This is a genomic window from Nocardioides malaquae (genome assembly GCF_015070385.1).
GTDB lineage: Bacteria > Actinomycetota > Actinomycetes > Propionibacteriales > Nocardioidaceae > Nocardioides > Nocardioides malaquae.
This window is the reverse complement of the sequence record NZ_JADCSA010000004.1, coordinates 206200-220438: the sequence shown is the minus strand read 5'-3', so window position 1 is coordinate 220438 and position 14239 is coordinate 206200. Positions and strand designations below refer to the sequence as shown.

20 protein-coding genes are annotated in these 14239 nt (G+C 69.8%); 12 read left to right on the top strand and 8 right to left on the bottom strand.

The features are described from left to right. The first annotated feature begins 92 nt into the window (after positions 1–92). From IEQ44_RS06055 to IEQ44_RS06045, 3 genes are read left to right on the top strand one after another with little or no spacing between them, the layout of a single operon-like run. The gene (locus IEQ44_RS06055; protein WP_319804520.1) at positions 93–1259 is read left to right on the top strand and encodes an RHS repeat domain-containing protein; all 1167 of its coding nucleotides are present in this window, start codon (positions 93–95) and stop codon (positions 1257–1259) included. Further along, on the top strand, positions 1249–1647 hold the full coding sequence (locus tag IEQ44_RS06050) for a hypothetical protein (RefSeq protein ID WP_193637533.1): 399 nt from the start codon (positions 1249–1251) through the stop codon (positions 1645–1647). The genes IEQ44_RS06055 and IEQ44_RS06050 overlap by 11 nt, the downstream gene beginning before the upstream one ends. A 32-nt stretch (positions 1648–1679) precedes the next feature. Further along, complete coding sequence (locus IEQ44_RS06045; RefSeq protein ID WP_193637532.1) at positions 1680–2477, top strand: pentapeptide repeat-containing protein; 798 nt, start codon at positions 1680–1682, stop codon at positions 2475–2477. A gap of 26 nt (positions 2478–2503) precedes the next feature. On the opposite strand, the gene IEQ44_RS06040 is transcribed toward IEQ44_RS06045, so the two are convergent. After that, the gene (locus IEQ44_RS06040; RefSeq protein ID WP_193637531.1) at positions 2504–3472 is read right to left on the bottom strand and encodes an MsnO8 family LLM class oxidoreductase; all 969 of its coding nucleotides are present in this window, start codon (positions 3470–3472) and stop codon (positions 2504–2506) included. A gap of 252 nt (positions 3473–3724) precedes the next feature. Here IEQ44_RS06040 and IEQ44_RS06035 point away from each other — a divergent pair, with 252 nt between their 5' ends. From IEQ44_RS06035 to IEQ44_RS06020, 4 genes are all read left to right on the top strand, one after another. Next, positions 3725–3871, top strand: coding sequence for a hypothetical protein (locus tag IEQ44_RS06035; RefSeq protein ID WP_193637530.1), 147 nt, complete (start codon positions 3725–3727; stop codon positions 3869–3871). Beyond that, positions 3868–4140: a hypothetical protein gene (locus IEQ44_RS06030; protein WP_193637529.1), complete on the top strand. Its 273-nt coding sequence runs from the start codon at positions 3868–3870 to the stop codon at positions 4138–4140. Before IEQ44_RS06035 ends, IEQ44_RS06030 begins: the two co-directional genes overlap by 4 nt. A gap of 100 nt (positions 4141–4240) precedes the next feature. Beyond that, positions 4241–4627, top strand: a complete 387-nt coding sequence (locus IEQ44_RS06025) for a hypothetical protein (protein WP_193637528.1) — start codon at positions 4241–4243, stop codon at positions 4625–4627. Continuing rightward, a complete protein-coding gene (locus tag IEQ44_RS06020) occupies positions 4624–5034 on the top strand; it encodes a hypothetical protein (protein ID WP_193637526.1) in 411 nt (136 codons plus the stop codon). The genes IEQ44_RS06025 and IEQ44_RS06020 overlap by 4 nt, the downstream gene beginning before the upstream one ends. A 100-nt stretch (positions 5035–5134) precedes the next feature. Here IEQ44_RS06020 and IEQ44_RS06015 read toward each other — a convergent pair whose 3' ends face one another. The 3 genes from IEQ44_RS06015 to IEQ44_RS06005 form a co-directional block, all read right to left on the bottom strand. Further along, entirely contained in the window at positions 5135–6220 is a 1086-nt protein-coding gene (locus IEQ44_RS06015) for an alanine racemase (RefSeq protein WP_193637524.1), read from the bottom strand. Position 6221: 1 nt separating this feature from the next. Continuing rightward, positions 6222–7406 carry a lipid II:glycine glycyltransferase FemX gene (locus IEQ44_RS06010; protein WP_319804519.1) on the bottom strand — a complete coding sequence of 395 codons (1185 nt, stop codon included), beginning with the start codon at positions 7404–7406 and terminating at the stop codon, positions 6222–6224. Positions 7407–7599: 193 nt separating this feature from the next. Further along, the gene (locus IEQ44_RS06005; protein WP_193637523.1) at positions 7600–8397 is read right to left on the bottom strand and encodes a deoxyribonuclease IV; all 798 of its coding nucleotides are present in this window, start codon (positions 8395–8397) and stop codon (positions 7600–7602) included. Positions 8398–8597: 200 nt separating this feature from the next. Here IEQ44_RS06005 and rpsF point away from each other — a divergent pair, with 200 nt between their 5' ends. The 4 genes from rpsF (at position 8598) to rplI (ending at position 10398) form a co-directional block, all read left to right on the top strand. Next, positions 8598–8888, top strand: coding sequence for a 30S ribosomal protein S6 (gene rpsF / locus IEQ44_RS06000; protein WP_193637577.1), 291 nt, complete (start codon positions 8598–8600; stop codon positions 8886–8888). A 118-nt stretch (positions 8889–9006) separates the two neighbouring features. Further along, positions 9007–9603: a single-stranded DNA-binding protein gene (locus tag IEQ44_RS05995; RefSeq protein ID WP_193637522.1), complete on the top strand. Its 597-nt coding sequence runs from the start codon at positions 9007–9009 to the stop codon at positions 9601–9603. 97 nt (positions 9604–9700) lie between these two features. Continuing rightward, positions 9701–9937: a 30S ribosomal protein S18 gene (gene rpsR, locus IEQ44_RS05990; protein ID WP_101525917.1), complete on the top strand. Its 237-nt coding sequence runs from the start codon at positions 9701–9703 to the stop codon at positions 9935–9937. Between the two features lie 14 nt (positions 9938–9951). Beyond that, positions 9952–10398, top strand: a complete 447-nt coding sequence (gene rplI, locus IEQ44_RS05985; RefSeq protein ID WP_193637520.1) for a 50S ribosomal protein L9 — start codon at positions 9952–9954, stop codon at positions 10396–10398. Positions 10399–10667: 269 nt separating this feature from the next. Here rplI and IEQ44_RS05980 read toward each other — a convergent pair whose 3' ends face one another. From IEQ44_RS05980 to IEQ44_RS05970, 3 genes are all read right to left on the bottom strand, one after another. Further along, a complete protein-coding gene (locus tag IEQ44_RS05980; protein WP_193637519.1) occupies positions 10668–10937 on the bottom strand; it encodes a hypothetical protein in 270 nt (89 codons plus the stop codon). Between the two features lie 97 nt (positions 10938–11034). Then, positions 11035–11328, bottom strand: a complete 294-nt coding sequence (locus IEQ44_RS05975) for a hypothetical protein (RefSeq protein WP_193637518.1) — start codon at positions 11326–11328, stop codon at positions 11035–11037. Between the two features lie 24 nt (positions 11329–11352). Next, a complete protein-coding gene (locus IEQ44_RS05970) occupies positions 11353–11811 on the bottom strand; it encodes a DUF1622 domain-containing protein (RefSeq protein ID WP_319804518.1) in 459 nt (152 codons plus the stop codon). A 148-nt stretch (positions 11812–11959) separates the two neighbouring features. On the opposite strand from IEQ44_RS05970, the gene IEQ44_RS05965 reads away from it, so the two are divergent. Continuing rightward, a complete protein-coding gene (locus IEQ44_RS05965) occupies positions 11960–12526 on the top strand; it encodes a DUF305 domain-containing protein (RefSeq protein ID WP_227486984.1) in 567 nt (188 codons plus the stop codon). 9 nt (positions 12527–12535) lie between these two features. On the opposite strand, the gene IEQ44_RS05960 is transcribed toward IEQ44_RS05965, so the two are convergent. Next, a complete protein-coding gene (locus IEQ44_RS05960; protein WP_193637516.1) occupies positions 12536–13909 on the bottom strand; it encodes an MATE family efflux transporter in 1374 nt (457 codons plus the stop codon). Between the last annotated feature and the right edge of the window lie 330 nt (positions 13910–14239).

Genomic DNA, 14239 nt, shown 5'->3' with positions numbered 1-14239 from the left:
CCGTGGTGCTCCGCCACCCAGAAACGGTGGTAGCCGAGGTCCTCGGCGTCGACCGCTCGCTCCACGGTGTGGGTCAGCGAAGCCCCGTCGCTGTGCCCCACCCGGGTCCGGGAGCGGTCGAGGAGGGAGAGCTTCACACCCGTGTCAACGTCACGTCGCCCGCGGGTGGGCGGCGTACGTCGATGACCGACGACTCCGGCACGCACGAGTTCTCCTACGACGCTGCCGGCAACCTGACGGGTGCGGATCACCCCGAGGGTTCCGAGGTGGCGGACGAGTCGTTCACCTACGACAAACTGGGCAACCGGACGTCGGACGGGGACAATCCGGTCACGTCGATGGTCTACGACGCCGCGAACCGCCTGGTCCGTGACGCGAAGCACGACTACACCTACGACGGCGAGGGCAACCTGACGTCGAAGAAGGTGCGGGCCACAGGCGCGACGACCCGACACGTGTGGGACTCCGAGCACCGGCTGGTCGAGCTGGTGAAGCCGTCGGGTGCCACGGTGCGCTACCGCTACGACGCTGCCGGGATGCGGGTGCTGGTGTCGACCTTCGTGACCACTCCTTCGGGTGATCCGCTGCAGTCGACCGCTGATGGTGAGACGGTGTACAGCATGCTGGACGGTCTCGGGTCGGTGACGGGGACGCTGGATGCTCCCGGTGGGCTGGCGTCCACGTCGGCGTACTCGGTGTTCGGCCAGCCGGCCGGCACGGGTCCGGTGGGTCTGGGTGACGTCTACGGCTACACAGGTCACGCGTGGGACGCAGACGCGGGCATGCACTTCGCCCGGGCCCGCTGGTACGACGCCGGTGTGGGTCGGTTCGCGTCTGAGGACCCGGTGGATGCGATGAACCTCTACACGTACGTGGGCAACCAGCCTTACTCGTACGTCGACCCCACGGGGGAGATGGCGGTCAGCTACGCGCCCTTGGCGGAAGGGGGCGCGAGTCGCTCCTACGACGCGGCCGCGCTCGCTGCCATCGGCACGACGAACATTGTGGTGATCACAGGCGTGATGCGACTGTTCCAAGACATCGCAACTCATGGTCAGGTCACCATCGGTTGTCTCTATTCAGTGTTCACCACACTGGTGACAGGCGCGGGGTTCGTCGCAGCGCAGTTCTCGACGGTCCACTTCGCGAACGGATTGGCACTCAAAGCCGCGCGCTATGCGCAGGCGGGCACAGCGTTGGTCGCGTTCGTCGACTATGCGATGTCAATACGTCCTGGTGGAGCCTGCCATGCGAAATAGGAGACAGGCGCCCGCGGCTCCTGAACGTCTCGTCGTCGCCGGGCTCGTGCTCACGACATCGATGATGATCGCGGAGACCTACCAGCGGTGGCCGCTGCCGTTGGCGTTGGCCGTGACCGTGGCGATGCTGGTGCTTGCACTTGTCATGGTGCTGACGGACCTCGGCGCGGGACCCCGTGGCGCGAGCGGGAGTCGAGGGGCCGACCTGACGGGCGTGAGCGTCAAGGTGGTCCTGGCCTTGGTCGCCATCGCGATCATCAAGGGCACGGTCGCGGCAGTGCGCAGCGAGTGGGTCGTGACGTTCGGGTGGGCTGCTCTCGCGGTCGGTCTCATTCTCGGGTGCGTTCGCCTGATCAGAGGAAGCAGTACGTCGACGCGATGGGGGTGACCTACCGTTGGCCTGGCTGGTTCTTCTGAGCCGTGAGTCGAGAGAAGTCCAGCATGTTCGTCGAGGCACCCGACCTGCCTCCCGGGACTCTGGTGCACAAGCCTCCGCGCGATGGTGTGCAGTGGCGGTTTGACGGACGCCGGCTGGAGGGCGTGCGCTTCGAGCGGATCAAGGATGGGCCGGACTGGTTGTCCTTCCGGGACTGCGACTTCGTGGACTGCGAGTTCGTCGACTGCAAGCTCGACTGGTATCTGGGGAGCCCTCTGCCTGATCCGGGCGCTGCGTCTCGGTTCTCGCGTTGCGTCTTCACGCGCTGCGACCTCAGGGATGTGTATGTCCGCAGGGCGAGGTTCGAGGACTGCACGTTCGACTCGTGCCGGTGGAACGCTCACTTCTTCGCCGTCGATCTGTTGCGCAACCGTTTCGTCGGCACGGTCGACAGCCTGTCGTTGTGGGGCAGGGAGGACGAGCCCGGTGCTCCGCGCAACGTGATCATCGGCAACGACTTCAGCCAGGCAGACCTGCTGGGGATGGGGCTGTCGGCCGAGGTGCCGGTCGATGACCAGCTGTGGCCGCGCGACGAGCACCACGTCCGTGTCGAACGCGTGCCGGACCGGATGCGGGCGCTGCGCACCAGGCTCGAGCAGGATGGGAGTGACCCGGAGCTGCTGCGGTGGTTGGAGTTCTACTGGGTCGACCTCGAGCCAGCGAACGTGCAGAGCACCAAGGTTGTGCGTCTGGACGATCCGTTGATGGATGACACGTGGAGGCGTGCGTGGCGTGCGCTCGTCGCGGTGGAGCTGGGCGGGGAGGGAGACGGACGACCGTAGTGCACGCGGTGAAGCACCCACCGCAGTCAGTTGTGCAGCCCAGCCACCGCGGCGTCCGAGGCAGCCAGCGCATCCCGGTCGTACGTCGACCCCGACACGAGCAGCTCGTCGGCGCCGCTGCGCTCGGCGAGCTGCTCGAGCCGACGGCGTACGGTCTGCGCGTCACCCGCGGTGACCCGGTCGAGCGCCGCCTCGATCCGGTCGCGCTGCCGGTCGTGGCGGAGCTGCTCGCGGATCGCGCTCACGGGTTCCAGGGGTCCGAAGAAGCCAGTGCGGCGGGACTGCGCCATCGCCCAGACCTCGGGCAGTGCTAGGTCTCTGGCCTCGGCATTCGTGTCGGCGATGAGGACGTCGAGGGAGACCGTGACGCGGGGGCGACTGTCCCGGTGGGGCTGGAACGCCTTGCGGTAGCCGGCCAGCACCTGCGGTAGCGACGGGTCGTCCAGGACGGGCCCACCCACCACCACCGGGAGGCCGAGCTCGGCCGCGACCGTGAGCCCCTTGCCTGTCGCCAGCACGAAGAGCGGCACCGCGTCATCAACAGCCGGACGGGCGGTGACGGGAGCGCTCCGCTCCAAGAAGGCGCGCAGCTCGGCGATGTCCTCGGCGAAGGTGTCCGGTGCCTCGGCCGACCGCCGCAGTGCTCGTCGGACCGGCTCGGTGAAGCCGAGCGAGCGACCGACACCGAGGTCGACCCGACCGGGGAAGAGCCCAGCCAGCATCAGGAACTGCTCGGCGACGACGAATGGCTGGTGCTGGGGCAGCATCACGCCGCCCGAACCGAGCTGGATGTGCTGCGTACGCCCGCCGATCGCGGCGAGCAGCACCGCGGGCGACCCGGAGGCGATGCCCGGGATGCCGTGGTGCTCCGCCACCCAGAAACGGTGGTAGCCGAGGTCCTCGGCGTCGACCGCTCGCTCCACGGTGTGGGTCAGCGAAGCCCCGTCGCTGTGCCCCACCCGGGTCCGGGAGCGGTCGAGGAGGGAGAGCTTCACGTCTGGGCCAACATCGCCGCGCCCCGATGACTTCCCACCGTCGAACGGGGAGACCGAGGAGCGCGGCGGCGAGCCGCAGATTGCGTGATTCGCTGCGGGGGACGCGTTGATGCTGAGACCGTTGTCGGCATGGTGGACGGGCGTCAGGCGACGGTGGGCCTCGCGGCGGATCTGGCGTGGTGGTGCAGGCCGGGCCGGCTGTTCGGCGTGTTCCTTCTGCTGGCGGGACTCGTGTGTGGGATTGCCTTCGCCGTGACTGAGGACGACGCGTGGCGGGGGCTGCTGGGCGCTGCGGCAGCACCCCTCTCATCGGGTTGGTGGTTCTTCTCCGACGTCGGCAAGTGGCGTGCGTGGCGTGCGCTGACCGAGGTGGAGCTGCCCTCGGAGGAGGGTCGATGACCGAGGTACGCACGGCGAACCGCCGGCGCCTGGGCTGGACGTCCGTCCTGGCTCTGCTGGGAGCCGCCGGCCTCGTCGCCGCCTGGTTCCTGGGCCATCCCCGGTGGTCGCCCCCGCTCGCGCTGGCATCCCTGGCCGTGTGCTGCACGGCGTACGCCCGGGTGGAGCGGCAAGCCGGCACGCGTACGAGCCGTCGGGCCGGACTGGTCTACGCCGGCTTGGGCCTCGCCCTGTGGATCGGTGCTGTCGTGCTGCTCCTGTTCCGCTGATCCGCTCTCGCGGGGCCGCTGATGGTGGGAGTGTGTGCGTCGGCAGGACGGCGTCGGGGGACGGCCAGCCGCCCCGCCCTCTTCGCGAAGGGAGCGAGCCGTGCCGGGTGATCTGCGCGAGAGATCTGCGTCCGGGTCGGAAGTCCGTCGGGACCTGATCGTCGGGCCCATGGAGATGTGGGCCCTGGCCCTGTGGTTCATGGGGCGTGACCCCGACCTCGACCGATACACGTCCTGGCTCGGTGTGGTGTGGATCGGGACGGCGGCGGTGCTGATCTCCTGGATCGGGCTGCATAGACCGGTCAGCAGCACGTCTCGGGCGTCCTCCCCCTCCGAGCACGTCTTCACCGCCGTCGTGGCTGCCGGGTTGGGCTGGACCGCGGCGGCTGCAGCGTGGGAGGGGCGATCCTCGATCTTCCTCGTCTGCCTCGGTGTCCTGACGCTGGGCGGAGCACTCCTCTGGTGCCTCCGGAGGGACGCCCGGTGACGAGGCTCGAACGTTTCCGCGGAGGCGAGGTCGGCTTCGTGCTGGCCATCGCGGCACGGGAGGTCGCGCTGGGTGTTCCCACCTGGTGGTACCTCGTGCTCGTGGTGGTGATCGGCGTCCTGATGATCGGCCTGGTCACCGAGGACCCGGGCAGGGACCGCAGCACGCGGTCGTGGCGCCCTTCCGAGGAACGCGTACGCCTGACCGCCCCGTTCGTGGCGGTGCTGCTGGTGACGGCTGTGTCGTCGATGTGGCTCGACCCTCGGTGGTCCATGTGGATGGCCAGCGCGGTCAGCCTTCTCATCGGAGGTGTCGCCCGGCGGCCGGGTTCCGGTGCTCCGCTCGCCGTACCGTTGGGCCTCACGGCAGGCGTACTGCTGCTCCTGGTCGGTGCGGCGGGCGAATGATGGGCACGGCGTCATGGATGCCGGTCCTGAGCTCGGTTGTCGCGGCTGGCTCAAGATCCTCGACGGGGCGGAGCTCGTCGAACGGGGTGCCTGACGAGGGTCAGGAGACCTCGACCCGGTCGAACGTCGTCGCGGTGAACCGCACGCGTACGTCCACCTCGTCGCCGACGGCCGGCACCTGCGAGCCGTGGGGCAGGAAGAGCATCGAGGCCTGCATGTGCGGGGGCTCGGCGAAGAGCCGCTGCTTGCCGCCGATCGAGTAGGGCGAGCGCACGAAGCCGACCGCGTCGAGGCCGCCGCGGGCCAGGGTCGCGGCGCGCGCCTTGAGGGACTGTTCACCGGTCGGGGCCTCGAGGCCGATGCCGTGGGCGGTGCCGCCGGAGACGACGAGGATGTGGCCGTTCTTGGGCGCGGTGCGCGAGCGGTAGCCGAAGACGTCGCCGCGTTCGACGGGGTGCACGTCGAGCACCTGGGCGCTCACCCGCAGCGCGCCGCGGTCGCCGAGCCACAGGTCGGTGCCGACGCGCGGCCGGAAGGTGAAGTCGGAGTAGGAGGCGCGCAGCCGGTCCAGCTCGTCGCGGGTGAGGTGGCTGACCCACAGGGTGCGGGTCGGCAGGCCGGCGGCGACGGTGTCGGTGATGAGTCGCTGCACCTGGCTGAGGTGGGAGCCCTGGGCCAGCGGCAGGTGCAGGGCCACGCCCTCCAGGGTGCCGCGCGATGCGAGGCCACCGAGCCGGCGCAGCTCACGTCCGGTCATGCCGTGGCGCAGCATCGAGGTGGCGAGCTCGAGCACGTAGCGTGCGTCGGGCTGGCGCTCCAGCAGCGCGGGCAGGTCCTCGGCGCGGCTCACGGTGTGGATGACGCGCTTGGCCAGGGCCGGGTCCGCGGCCATCACGTCGAGGGCAGCGCCGAACGGACGCCACGGGGTGAGCACGAGCAGGCTCGCGTCGCAGCGGGAGGCGACCTCGGCGAGCTCGTCGTACGTACCGACCGCGAGGACGTCGCCCCAGGTGTGGCCGGCGGCCGCGCCGCGCTCGGCGAGCCACTGCGTACGCCTGGCCAGACGCGCCTTGCCGAAGCCGTAGCCGTTGCCCTTGGCGACCGGGACGAGCCCCGGGGTGCGTTCGGCGACGGCGAGCAGGTGCTCGCGCCAGCGCGGTCCGTCGACGTGGAGGGTCAGGGTCATCTCAACGCCTCTTCATGTAGAGCTGGAACGCGGCGTAGATCGCCCGGTTGATCGGGAGGTCCCACTCGCCGACGTACTCCACGGCCTCGCCGCCCGTGCCCACCTTGAACTGGATCAGGCCGACGTGCGGGTCGTCGGCGTCGAGGGTGTCGGTGATGCCGCGCATGTCGTAGACGGTCGCGCCGGCGGCGAGGGCCTCGCGGATCATCTGCCACTGCACCGCGTTGGAGCCGCGGACCTCCCGCTTCTCGGTGGAGGAGGCGCCGTAGGAATACCAGGCGTGCTGGCCGACGCGGATCGAGATCGTGGCGGCGACCAGGTCGCCCTCGTGGCGGGCGAGGTGGAGCACGAAGCGGTCGTCCTCCTCGGGGGTGAGGGAGTCCCACATGGTCTCGAAGTACGACAGGGGTCGCGGCGTGAAGTGGTCGCGCTCGGCGGTGTGCACGTAGAGCGCGTGGAAGGCGGTCAGGTCGGCGCGCGTGCCGCGAGTGACCTCGACGCCCTCCTTGGCGGCCTTCTTGATGTTGCGGCGCCACAGCTGGTTCATCGACTTGAGGACCTCGTCCTCGGTCTTGGCCCGGCCGTCCACGGTCAGCGGCACGTGGAAGTTGTACTGCGGTTGGCCGGCGGCGAACCCGCCCTCGGCGGCCTGGGGCTGCCAGCCGAGCTCGTGCAGCTGCGAGACCACGGCGGCGCCCGTGACGGTGCGCTCCAGCGGCGCCATGTCGTCGAGACGCTGCACGTCCGGGTCGGCGATGCCCTCCTTGATCTGGGCCGCCGACCAGCGGCGGGTCACGACCGGCGGGCCGATGCGGATGCCGAAGGCGCCCTTCTGCTTCAGATGACTGCGGAGCGGGCCGAGCCAGTCAGCGAGCCGCACTTCCGGGTCGGCCAGCGAGGCCCAGTCGAGGATCGGGCCCTCGGGCAGGTAGGCGAGGTAGCGCTTCACCTTCGGCAGCTGCCGGTAGAGCACCAGCGCGGCGCCCACCATCTCCTCGCCCGCGTCCGTGCGACGGAACCACCCCAGCGACTCGTGCCTCCACTCCGCCTTGACCGGGCCCCACGCCGGCACCTGGAGGAAGGACGCCGACGGCTGGCTGCGGACGTACGCGAGGTGTTCGGCGGCGGTGACCGTGCGCAGGGTCAGGGGCGAGGCGAGCGAGGACGGGGAGGAGTGTGGAGACACGGCCTCGAGGCTACCGGGAGCCACGGGTAGGCGGACCTGTCCTCCCCAGGGGGACAGGTCCGCCACTCCTCGACCCGAGGTGTACACCTGTGGGACGGACGGACTCCGGTGTCGTGACGCGAAACCGCGGGATTCGTCGGGAAGTTCTCGTTCCACGTGGAACGGACCGCTCCCGATCGGCGTGCTGAGGTTCTCAGAGGCGAGCGGTCAGCCAGGCCGCGTCGGCAATGTGCTCCGCGGCGTCGCCCGGGGTCTCCAGCACGACCGGCGCACCGGCCTGCCGGATGACCGAGGCCAGGAGGTCGGGGTCGATCTCTCCGACACCCAGGTTGGCGTGGCGGTCGGCTCCGGAGTCGAAGGCGTCGCGACTGTCGTTGCAGTGCACCAGGTCGATGCGCCCGGTGATGGCGAGGGTCTTCTCCACCACCGTCTCGAGGGCGTTGCCACCCGCGTGAGCGTGGCAGGTGTCCAGGCAGAAACCCACCTGGTCGGCGCCCGCGGCCGTCGCGATCGCCTCCCACACCACCGCGATGCGCTCCAGGTGGCGTGCCATAGCGTTGCCGCCGCCCGCCGTGTTCTCGATGAGCAGAGGCACCTTGAGGTCGGTCGCCTCGACGGCCTTGCGCCAGTTGTCGACGCCGTCGAGCGGGTCGTCGTCCTTGTTGACGTGGCCCCCGTGCACGACTAGGCCCTTCGCGCCGATCTCGGCGGCGGCGTCGACGTGCTTCTGCAGCAGCTTGCGGCTCGGGATGCGGATCCGGTTGTTGGTCGTGGCCACGTTGATCACGTAGGGCGCGTGGACGTAGAGGTCGACACCCGCCTCCTCGGCCTCGGCTCGCAGACCCTCGGCGCCGCCGGGATGGAGGACGACCGGCCCCTTGTAGCTCTGCGGGTCACCCAGGAAGATCTGGACCAGCGACATGCCGCGGGCGCGGGCGTGGGCGACGGGGTCGTCGGCGGAGACGTGGGCACCGATCGGGAGGGGGCTCATGGACCCAGCCTAGGAGGAGCCAGCGATTCCTCGTCCGGTCCTGGCCGCTGGTAGCCTTCTCCAGTTCGTCGTGTGCCTCCTCCATGGGAGTCCACCCGGCGGACCGCGCCCGGGCCGTCCAGTGGACCTGAGCGTGAACGCAAGCCCTCCTGCCGCGGAAAGTCCGCGGCCGCCTGAGTCCAGAGGAGGTGGAGACCGCTTTGCGTGCCTATGAAGTGATGGTCATCCTCGACCCCAGTCTCGAAGAGCGCACGATCGAGCCTTCGCTCGACAAGTACCTCAACGTCATCCGCAAGGATGGCGGCAGCGTCGACAAGGTCGACGTCTGGGGACGTCGTCGTCTCGCCTACGAGATCAAGAAGAACGCCGAGGCGATCTACGTCGTCATCTCCCTGCAGGCCGAGCCGGCCACCGTCAAGGAGTTCGACCGCCAGCTGACGCTCAACGAGTCCATCCTGCGCACGAAGGTCATCAAGCCCGGCAATCGCTGATTGCCTGTGCACGACCCTTCATAAATGTCGGCCGCATCGGCAACGATGTGTCCGGCAAGCCAGTGGCGGAACCAACCGCAACACCACCAGATGGATCTAACCCAAGGGAGACCTTGTCATGGCAGGCGAGACCGTCATCACCGTGGTCGGCAACCTGGTCGACGACCCGGAGCTGCGTTTCACCCCCTCGGGGGCACCCGTGGCCAACTTCCGGATCGCGTCCACGCCGCGGACCTTCGACCGGCAGACCAACGAGTGGAAGGACGGCGACGCGCTGTTCCTCTCCTGCTCGATCTGGCGCCAGGCAGCGGAGAACGTTGCCGAGTCGCTCCAGAAGGGCATGCGGGTCGTGGTGCAGGGACGGCTCAAGCAGCGCCAGTACGAGACCCGTGAGGGTGAGAAGCGCACGGTCGTCGAGCTCGAGGTCGAGGAGATCGGCCCCTCGCTGAAGTACGCCACCGCCAAGGTGACGCGTGCTTCCGGCGGTGGGGGCGGTGGCTTCGGCGGAGGCGGCGGCAACCGTGGCGGCTTCGGCGGTGGCGGCGGTCAGCAGGCGGGCGGCGGCTTCGGCGGCGGCCAGCAGGCTGACGACCCGTGGGGCACCCCGGCCCCGCAGCAGCCCCAGGGTGGTGGCTACGGCGCCCCCCAGGGCGGCGGCGGACAGCCGGACCCGTGGGGCGCCCCGGGCGTGGGCTCCGACGAGCCCCCGTTCTGACCCCTCGCACCTCCCTGACGGTGGATCCGTCAACCCATCCGAATACACCTCAACCATTCCGGCCGCACGGCCGGGCTTCTAGAAAGGAAGCACCACAATGGCCAAGGCAGTGATTCGCAAGCCCAAGAAGAAGGTTTGCCAGTTCTGCAAGGAGAAGGCGACCGGTGTCGACTACAAGGACACCACCCTCCTCCGCAAGTTCATCTCCGACCGCGGCAAGATCCGTGCGCGTCGCGTGACCGGCAACTGCGTCCAGCACCAGCGTGACGTGGCCATGGCGGTCAAGAACGCCCGCGAGGTCGCCCTCCTGCCGTACACCTCGACCGGACGCTGAAGGGAGCCAGGAACATGAAGCTCATCCTGACCCAGGAAGTGGCCGGCCTCGGTGGCCCCGGTGACATCGTCGAGGTGAAGGACGGCTACGGCCGCAACTACCTCATCCCGCGTGGCGAGGGCATCCGCTGGACCCGCGGTGGCGAGAAGACCGTGGAGTCGATCAAGGCGGCACGCAAGGCTCGCGCCGTGCGCGACCAGGCCCACGCCGAGGAGATCAAGGGCAAGCTCGAGGGCGCCCAGGTGGCGCTCAAGGTGCGTGCCGGTGAGGGTGGTCGTCTCTTCGGCGCCGTCACCGCTGCCGACATCGCCGACGCCCTCTCGGAGGCTGCCGGTGAGTCGATCGACAAGCGCACCGTCGTGCTCGGCAACCCCATCAAGTCGCTCGGCGCCCACGCGGTGTCGGTCAAGCTGCACGACGACGTGACCGCCCAGGCCACGCTCAACGTGGTCCAGGCCTGACGTACGCGTCTGCTCACGGAGCCCGTCCACCCCTCGGGGTGGGCGGGCTCCGTCGTTTCCGTGCGCCGCCCTGACCCCAGCGGGCCGGGACGTCATCGTGAGCGGTGGCTGGGGCGTACGTCCGTGATGACGTCCGAGGTTGGCTCCCCGGGGACGTCATCGTGAGCGGTCGTCGGGGCGTACGTCCGTGATGACGTCCCGGACTAGCGGACCCACCCTGGACGGCGGATCCGGGACGTCCAGTCGACCCGAGCCTCGAGGCGAGTGCCTCAGCGCTTGACCACGTGGACGCGCTGACGCTTCGCAGGCTTGCTCACCGAGTCCTTCGCGGGCACGAAGACGACCCGGAGGATACGGGTGCCGGGAGCGAGGCGCCGGTTGAGCGCGACGGTGAAGGTGCGGTTGCGCTTCACGGCCACGACCTTCTGCAGCTTCTTGCCGACCCACTCGGTGTCGTTGAGCCGGTCCTGGAGCACGACCGGCGCGGGCAACGGCTCGGCCGACGCGGAGGTGGTGGGAGTGAGGAGTGCTCCGGTCACGGCGAGGCCGCGACCAGTGAGGTCTTCTTCGTGATCACGAAGGTTCCTTCCGAGGGTGCCTGGGGGTGGGCACCGTCATGATCCGTCGTCACCGACTTCATTGCACAATTTGTCTCGCTTTTCGGCGTGTCCCGATCCAGGGCGGCAGGGCGGAGGATCCGGCCTGGAGACGCCACGCGACCACCTTGCGCACCGCGACCACGGTGGCCGCGGTCGCGATCGCCGCCCACGTGTCCGCCACCGCCAGCGCCAGCAGGCCGGCCGCGAGGAGCAGGTCGAGGAAGACGTGCAGTCCCGCGCGGGGCGGGAGGCCGAGAGCGACGACGAGCACACCCAGCGCCACCGCGCAGCCGGCGACCAAGGTCGCGCCGCTGCCGATCACCTCGTCCATCTCACGTCCCTGTCACGTCCGGGCTCACGAGCCGGGGCCGCCCAGCGCGTCTCGGGACTCCGAGTCCGTCGGACGCGCGGCCATGGTGCGCTGCTCCTGCTGGATCTCGCGGCTGAGGAAGTAGTTGAGGGCGGTCCGGATCGCGGCGACGGCAGCCAGTTTGCCGAGCGCCTCGAAGCTGGGCGCGATCGCGGTGCGCAGCACGTCGCTGGCCAGCTGGAACTCCAGCCCCAGCGCCAGGAAGCGGCCCAAGGTGAGGCGTACGGGCACGAAGGCGTCAGGGTCCCGGCGCGGCAGCGCCCGGACGAATCCGACCATCGCGACCAGGGCGCCGACGAAGATCACCACGGCGCCCGCGGCCTCCACCAGGCGCACCATGGTGTCGACGACCTCGCGCAGGAAGCTCTCGGGGAGGATCTCGACGCCGCCCGCAGCGAGGTCCGACGGTCCTCCCGGCGTCGTGTCCTGCACCGGTGGGGTCACCCGGAGGTGGTGCCCTCCCCACCCGGGCGCAAACCCGCGCGGGTTTGCGCGGGGCCGGAGCGGGCAGGCGAGTCGATGGACATGTCCGAGTGACCACGGCTGGGCGACCGTCAGGGACCGGCGTGGTCAACGAGAGGAGTGACCTGCCATGGAACGTGGACACGAGCACGACCAGACGTCCCGGGACACGTCGTCCGGGATGCACGAACGACGGATGTACCTGACGTTCGGAGCGATGATCGCGACCTCGACGGTGGTGATGTTCCTGCTCACCTACACCAACGCCTACGCGTGGTCCCACGTCACCTTCAGCGAGGAGCGCCTCTACATGGCACTGCTGATGGGGTCGGCCATGGCGCTGGTCATGCTCGGCTTCATGTGGTCGATGATGTATCGCAACCGCACCGTCAACATCGCCATCATCGCGCTCGCGCTCGTGGTCGGCGGCACGGCGCTCTGGCTCTCGCGGTCGCAGACGCTGGTGCAGGACGAGGCCTACATGGGCGGGATGATCCCGCACCACTCGATCGCGATCCTGACGAGCGAGCGGTCCGACATCGAGGACGTCCGGGTCCGCAAGCTCGCGGACGAGATCATCGAGGCGCAGCGCACGGAGATCGCGGAGATGAAGTGGCTCCTCGAGGACATCGAGGAGAACGGGGTCGCCCGCACCGACGAGGAGGCGCGCGACCGCCCGGTGCCCGACGTCGGCTGAGGTGCTGCCTCAGGCCGACCCCATCACCATCCAGCGGTCGCCGCGGGCGCGGTGCAGGAGCACCACGCACCGGGTGCCCAGGAAGAGCCCGCTGAAGAGCACCCAGATCCACAGCAGGCTGCCGGTGCCGTCGACCACGTGGGGCACGGCCAGCACCGCGGGCGCGTAGACCAGCAGCACCGCGATGCCGGCCCAGGCCAGGTAGGTGCCGTCGCCGGCGCCGATGAGCACTCCGTCGAGCACGAAGACGACCCCCGCGAGAGGCTGGCCGAGCGCTGCCACCAGCAGGATCGGCACCAGCAGCTCGTGGACCCCCGGATCGGGGGTGAAGAGCGGGCCGAGCAGGGGGCTCGCCGCCGCCAGCGCCAGGCCGGCGACCACCCCGCTGCCCCATCCCCAACGGATCATCCTCCGGGTCAGCACACGCGTGCCCTGCCGGTCGCCGGAGCCGAGGGCGTGGCCGGTCAGGGTCTGCGCCGCGATCGCCACGGCGTCGAGGGCGAAGACGAGGAAGGTCCACACGCTGAAGGCGACCTGGTGCGCCGCGACGGCGGTGCCGTCGGCGTCCCCGCTGCTCGCCACCGCCCACGCGCCGATGACGAGTGCGGCGCGCAGGGCGAGCGTACGCACGACGAGGGCGACGCTGGCGCGCCCGGCGGCGAGGATGCCCGCGCGGTCGGGGGTCAGGCTGGCGCCCTCGCGGCGGGCGGCCCGCACCACCACCCAGACCAGCGCCACCGCGCTGAGCACCTGGGCGATGACCGAGCCGAGCGCGGCGCCGGCGACGCCCAGGGCAGGCACCGGACCGAGGCCGAAGACGAGCAGCAGGTTGAGCAGCACGTTGACGGCGTTGCCGCCGAGGGCGACCCACAGCGGCGTACGCGTGTCCTGCAGCCCGCGCAGTACGCCGGTGGCGGCGAGCATCACCAGCAGCGGGGTGATGCCGAGCAGGGCGACGACCAGGTAGTCGCGGGCGAAGCCGCCCACCGCGTCGCTGACCCCGAAGGCGGCGACCAGCGGGTCGGTCGCGGCGAGCAGCACGACGGTGGTGAGGACCCCCAGGCCAATGGCCAACCAGATGCCGTCGGCGCCCAGGGTGAGCGCGCGTCGGGAGTCCCCGGCGCCGAGGTGGCGAGCCACGCCGGCCGTAGTGCCGTAGGCGAGGAAGACGCAGAGCCCCACCGCGGTCTGCATCACCACGGCCGCGATGCCGACGCCGGCCAGCTCGGTGGTGCCGAGGCGACCGACGATGGCGGTGTCGGCGAGCAGGAAGAGCGGTTCAGCCACCAGGGCGAAGAAGGCCGGCACGGCGAGCTTCATGATCTGCCGGTCGGTGGGGTGCACGGGCCACGAGTCTAGGTCGACGGTGGATGTGGGCTGCATCACAGGTGTCCTCAGACAAAACCGCAGGTCAGGCCCGGAAAAGTTAGGTACAAGCAGTCCCCAGCCCCTGTGGAGAGTCTTGGGATATCACTCGATGGTTTCCTCGACAGGGCGTCATGTCGACATTTTGCCGTCGCTGTTCGGATGCCGAGAACACGTCGGGAAAGAGTTTTCTGTCCACAGGGTGAGGATGGTGTTTTCGCAGGTCAGAGCGTGGTTACCCGCCGGGTTCCCATAGTTGTGCACAGGGCGGCCCACAGATGTGGGACGTTGCTTGGGGATGAGGCAGGCGCAAGCCACAAGTTATCCACAGTGCCTGTGGACAAGGTG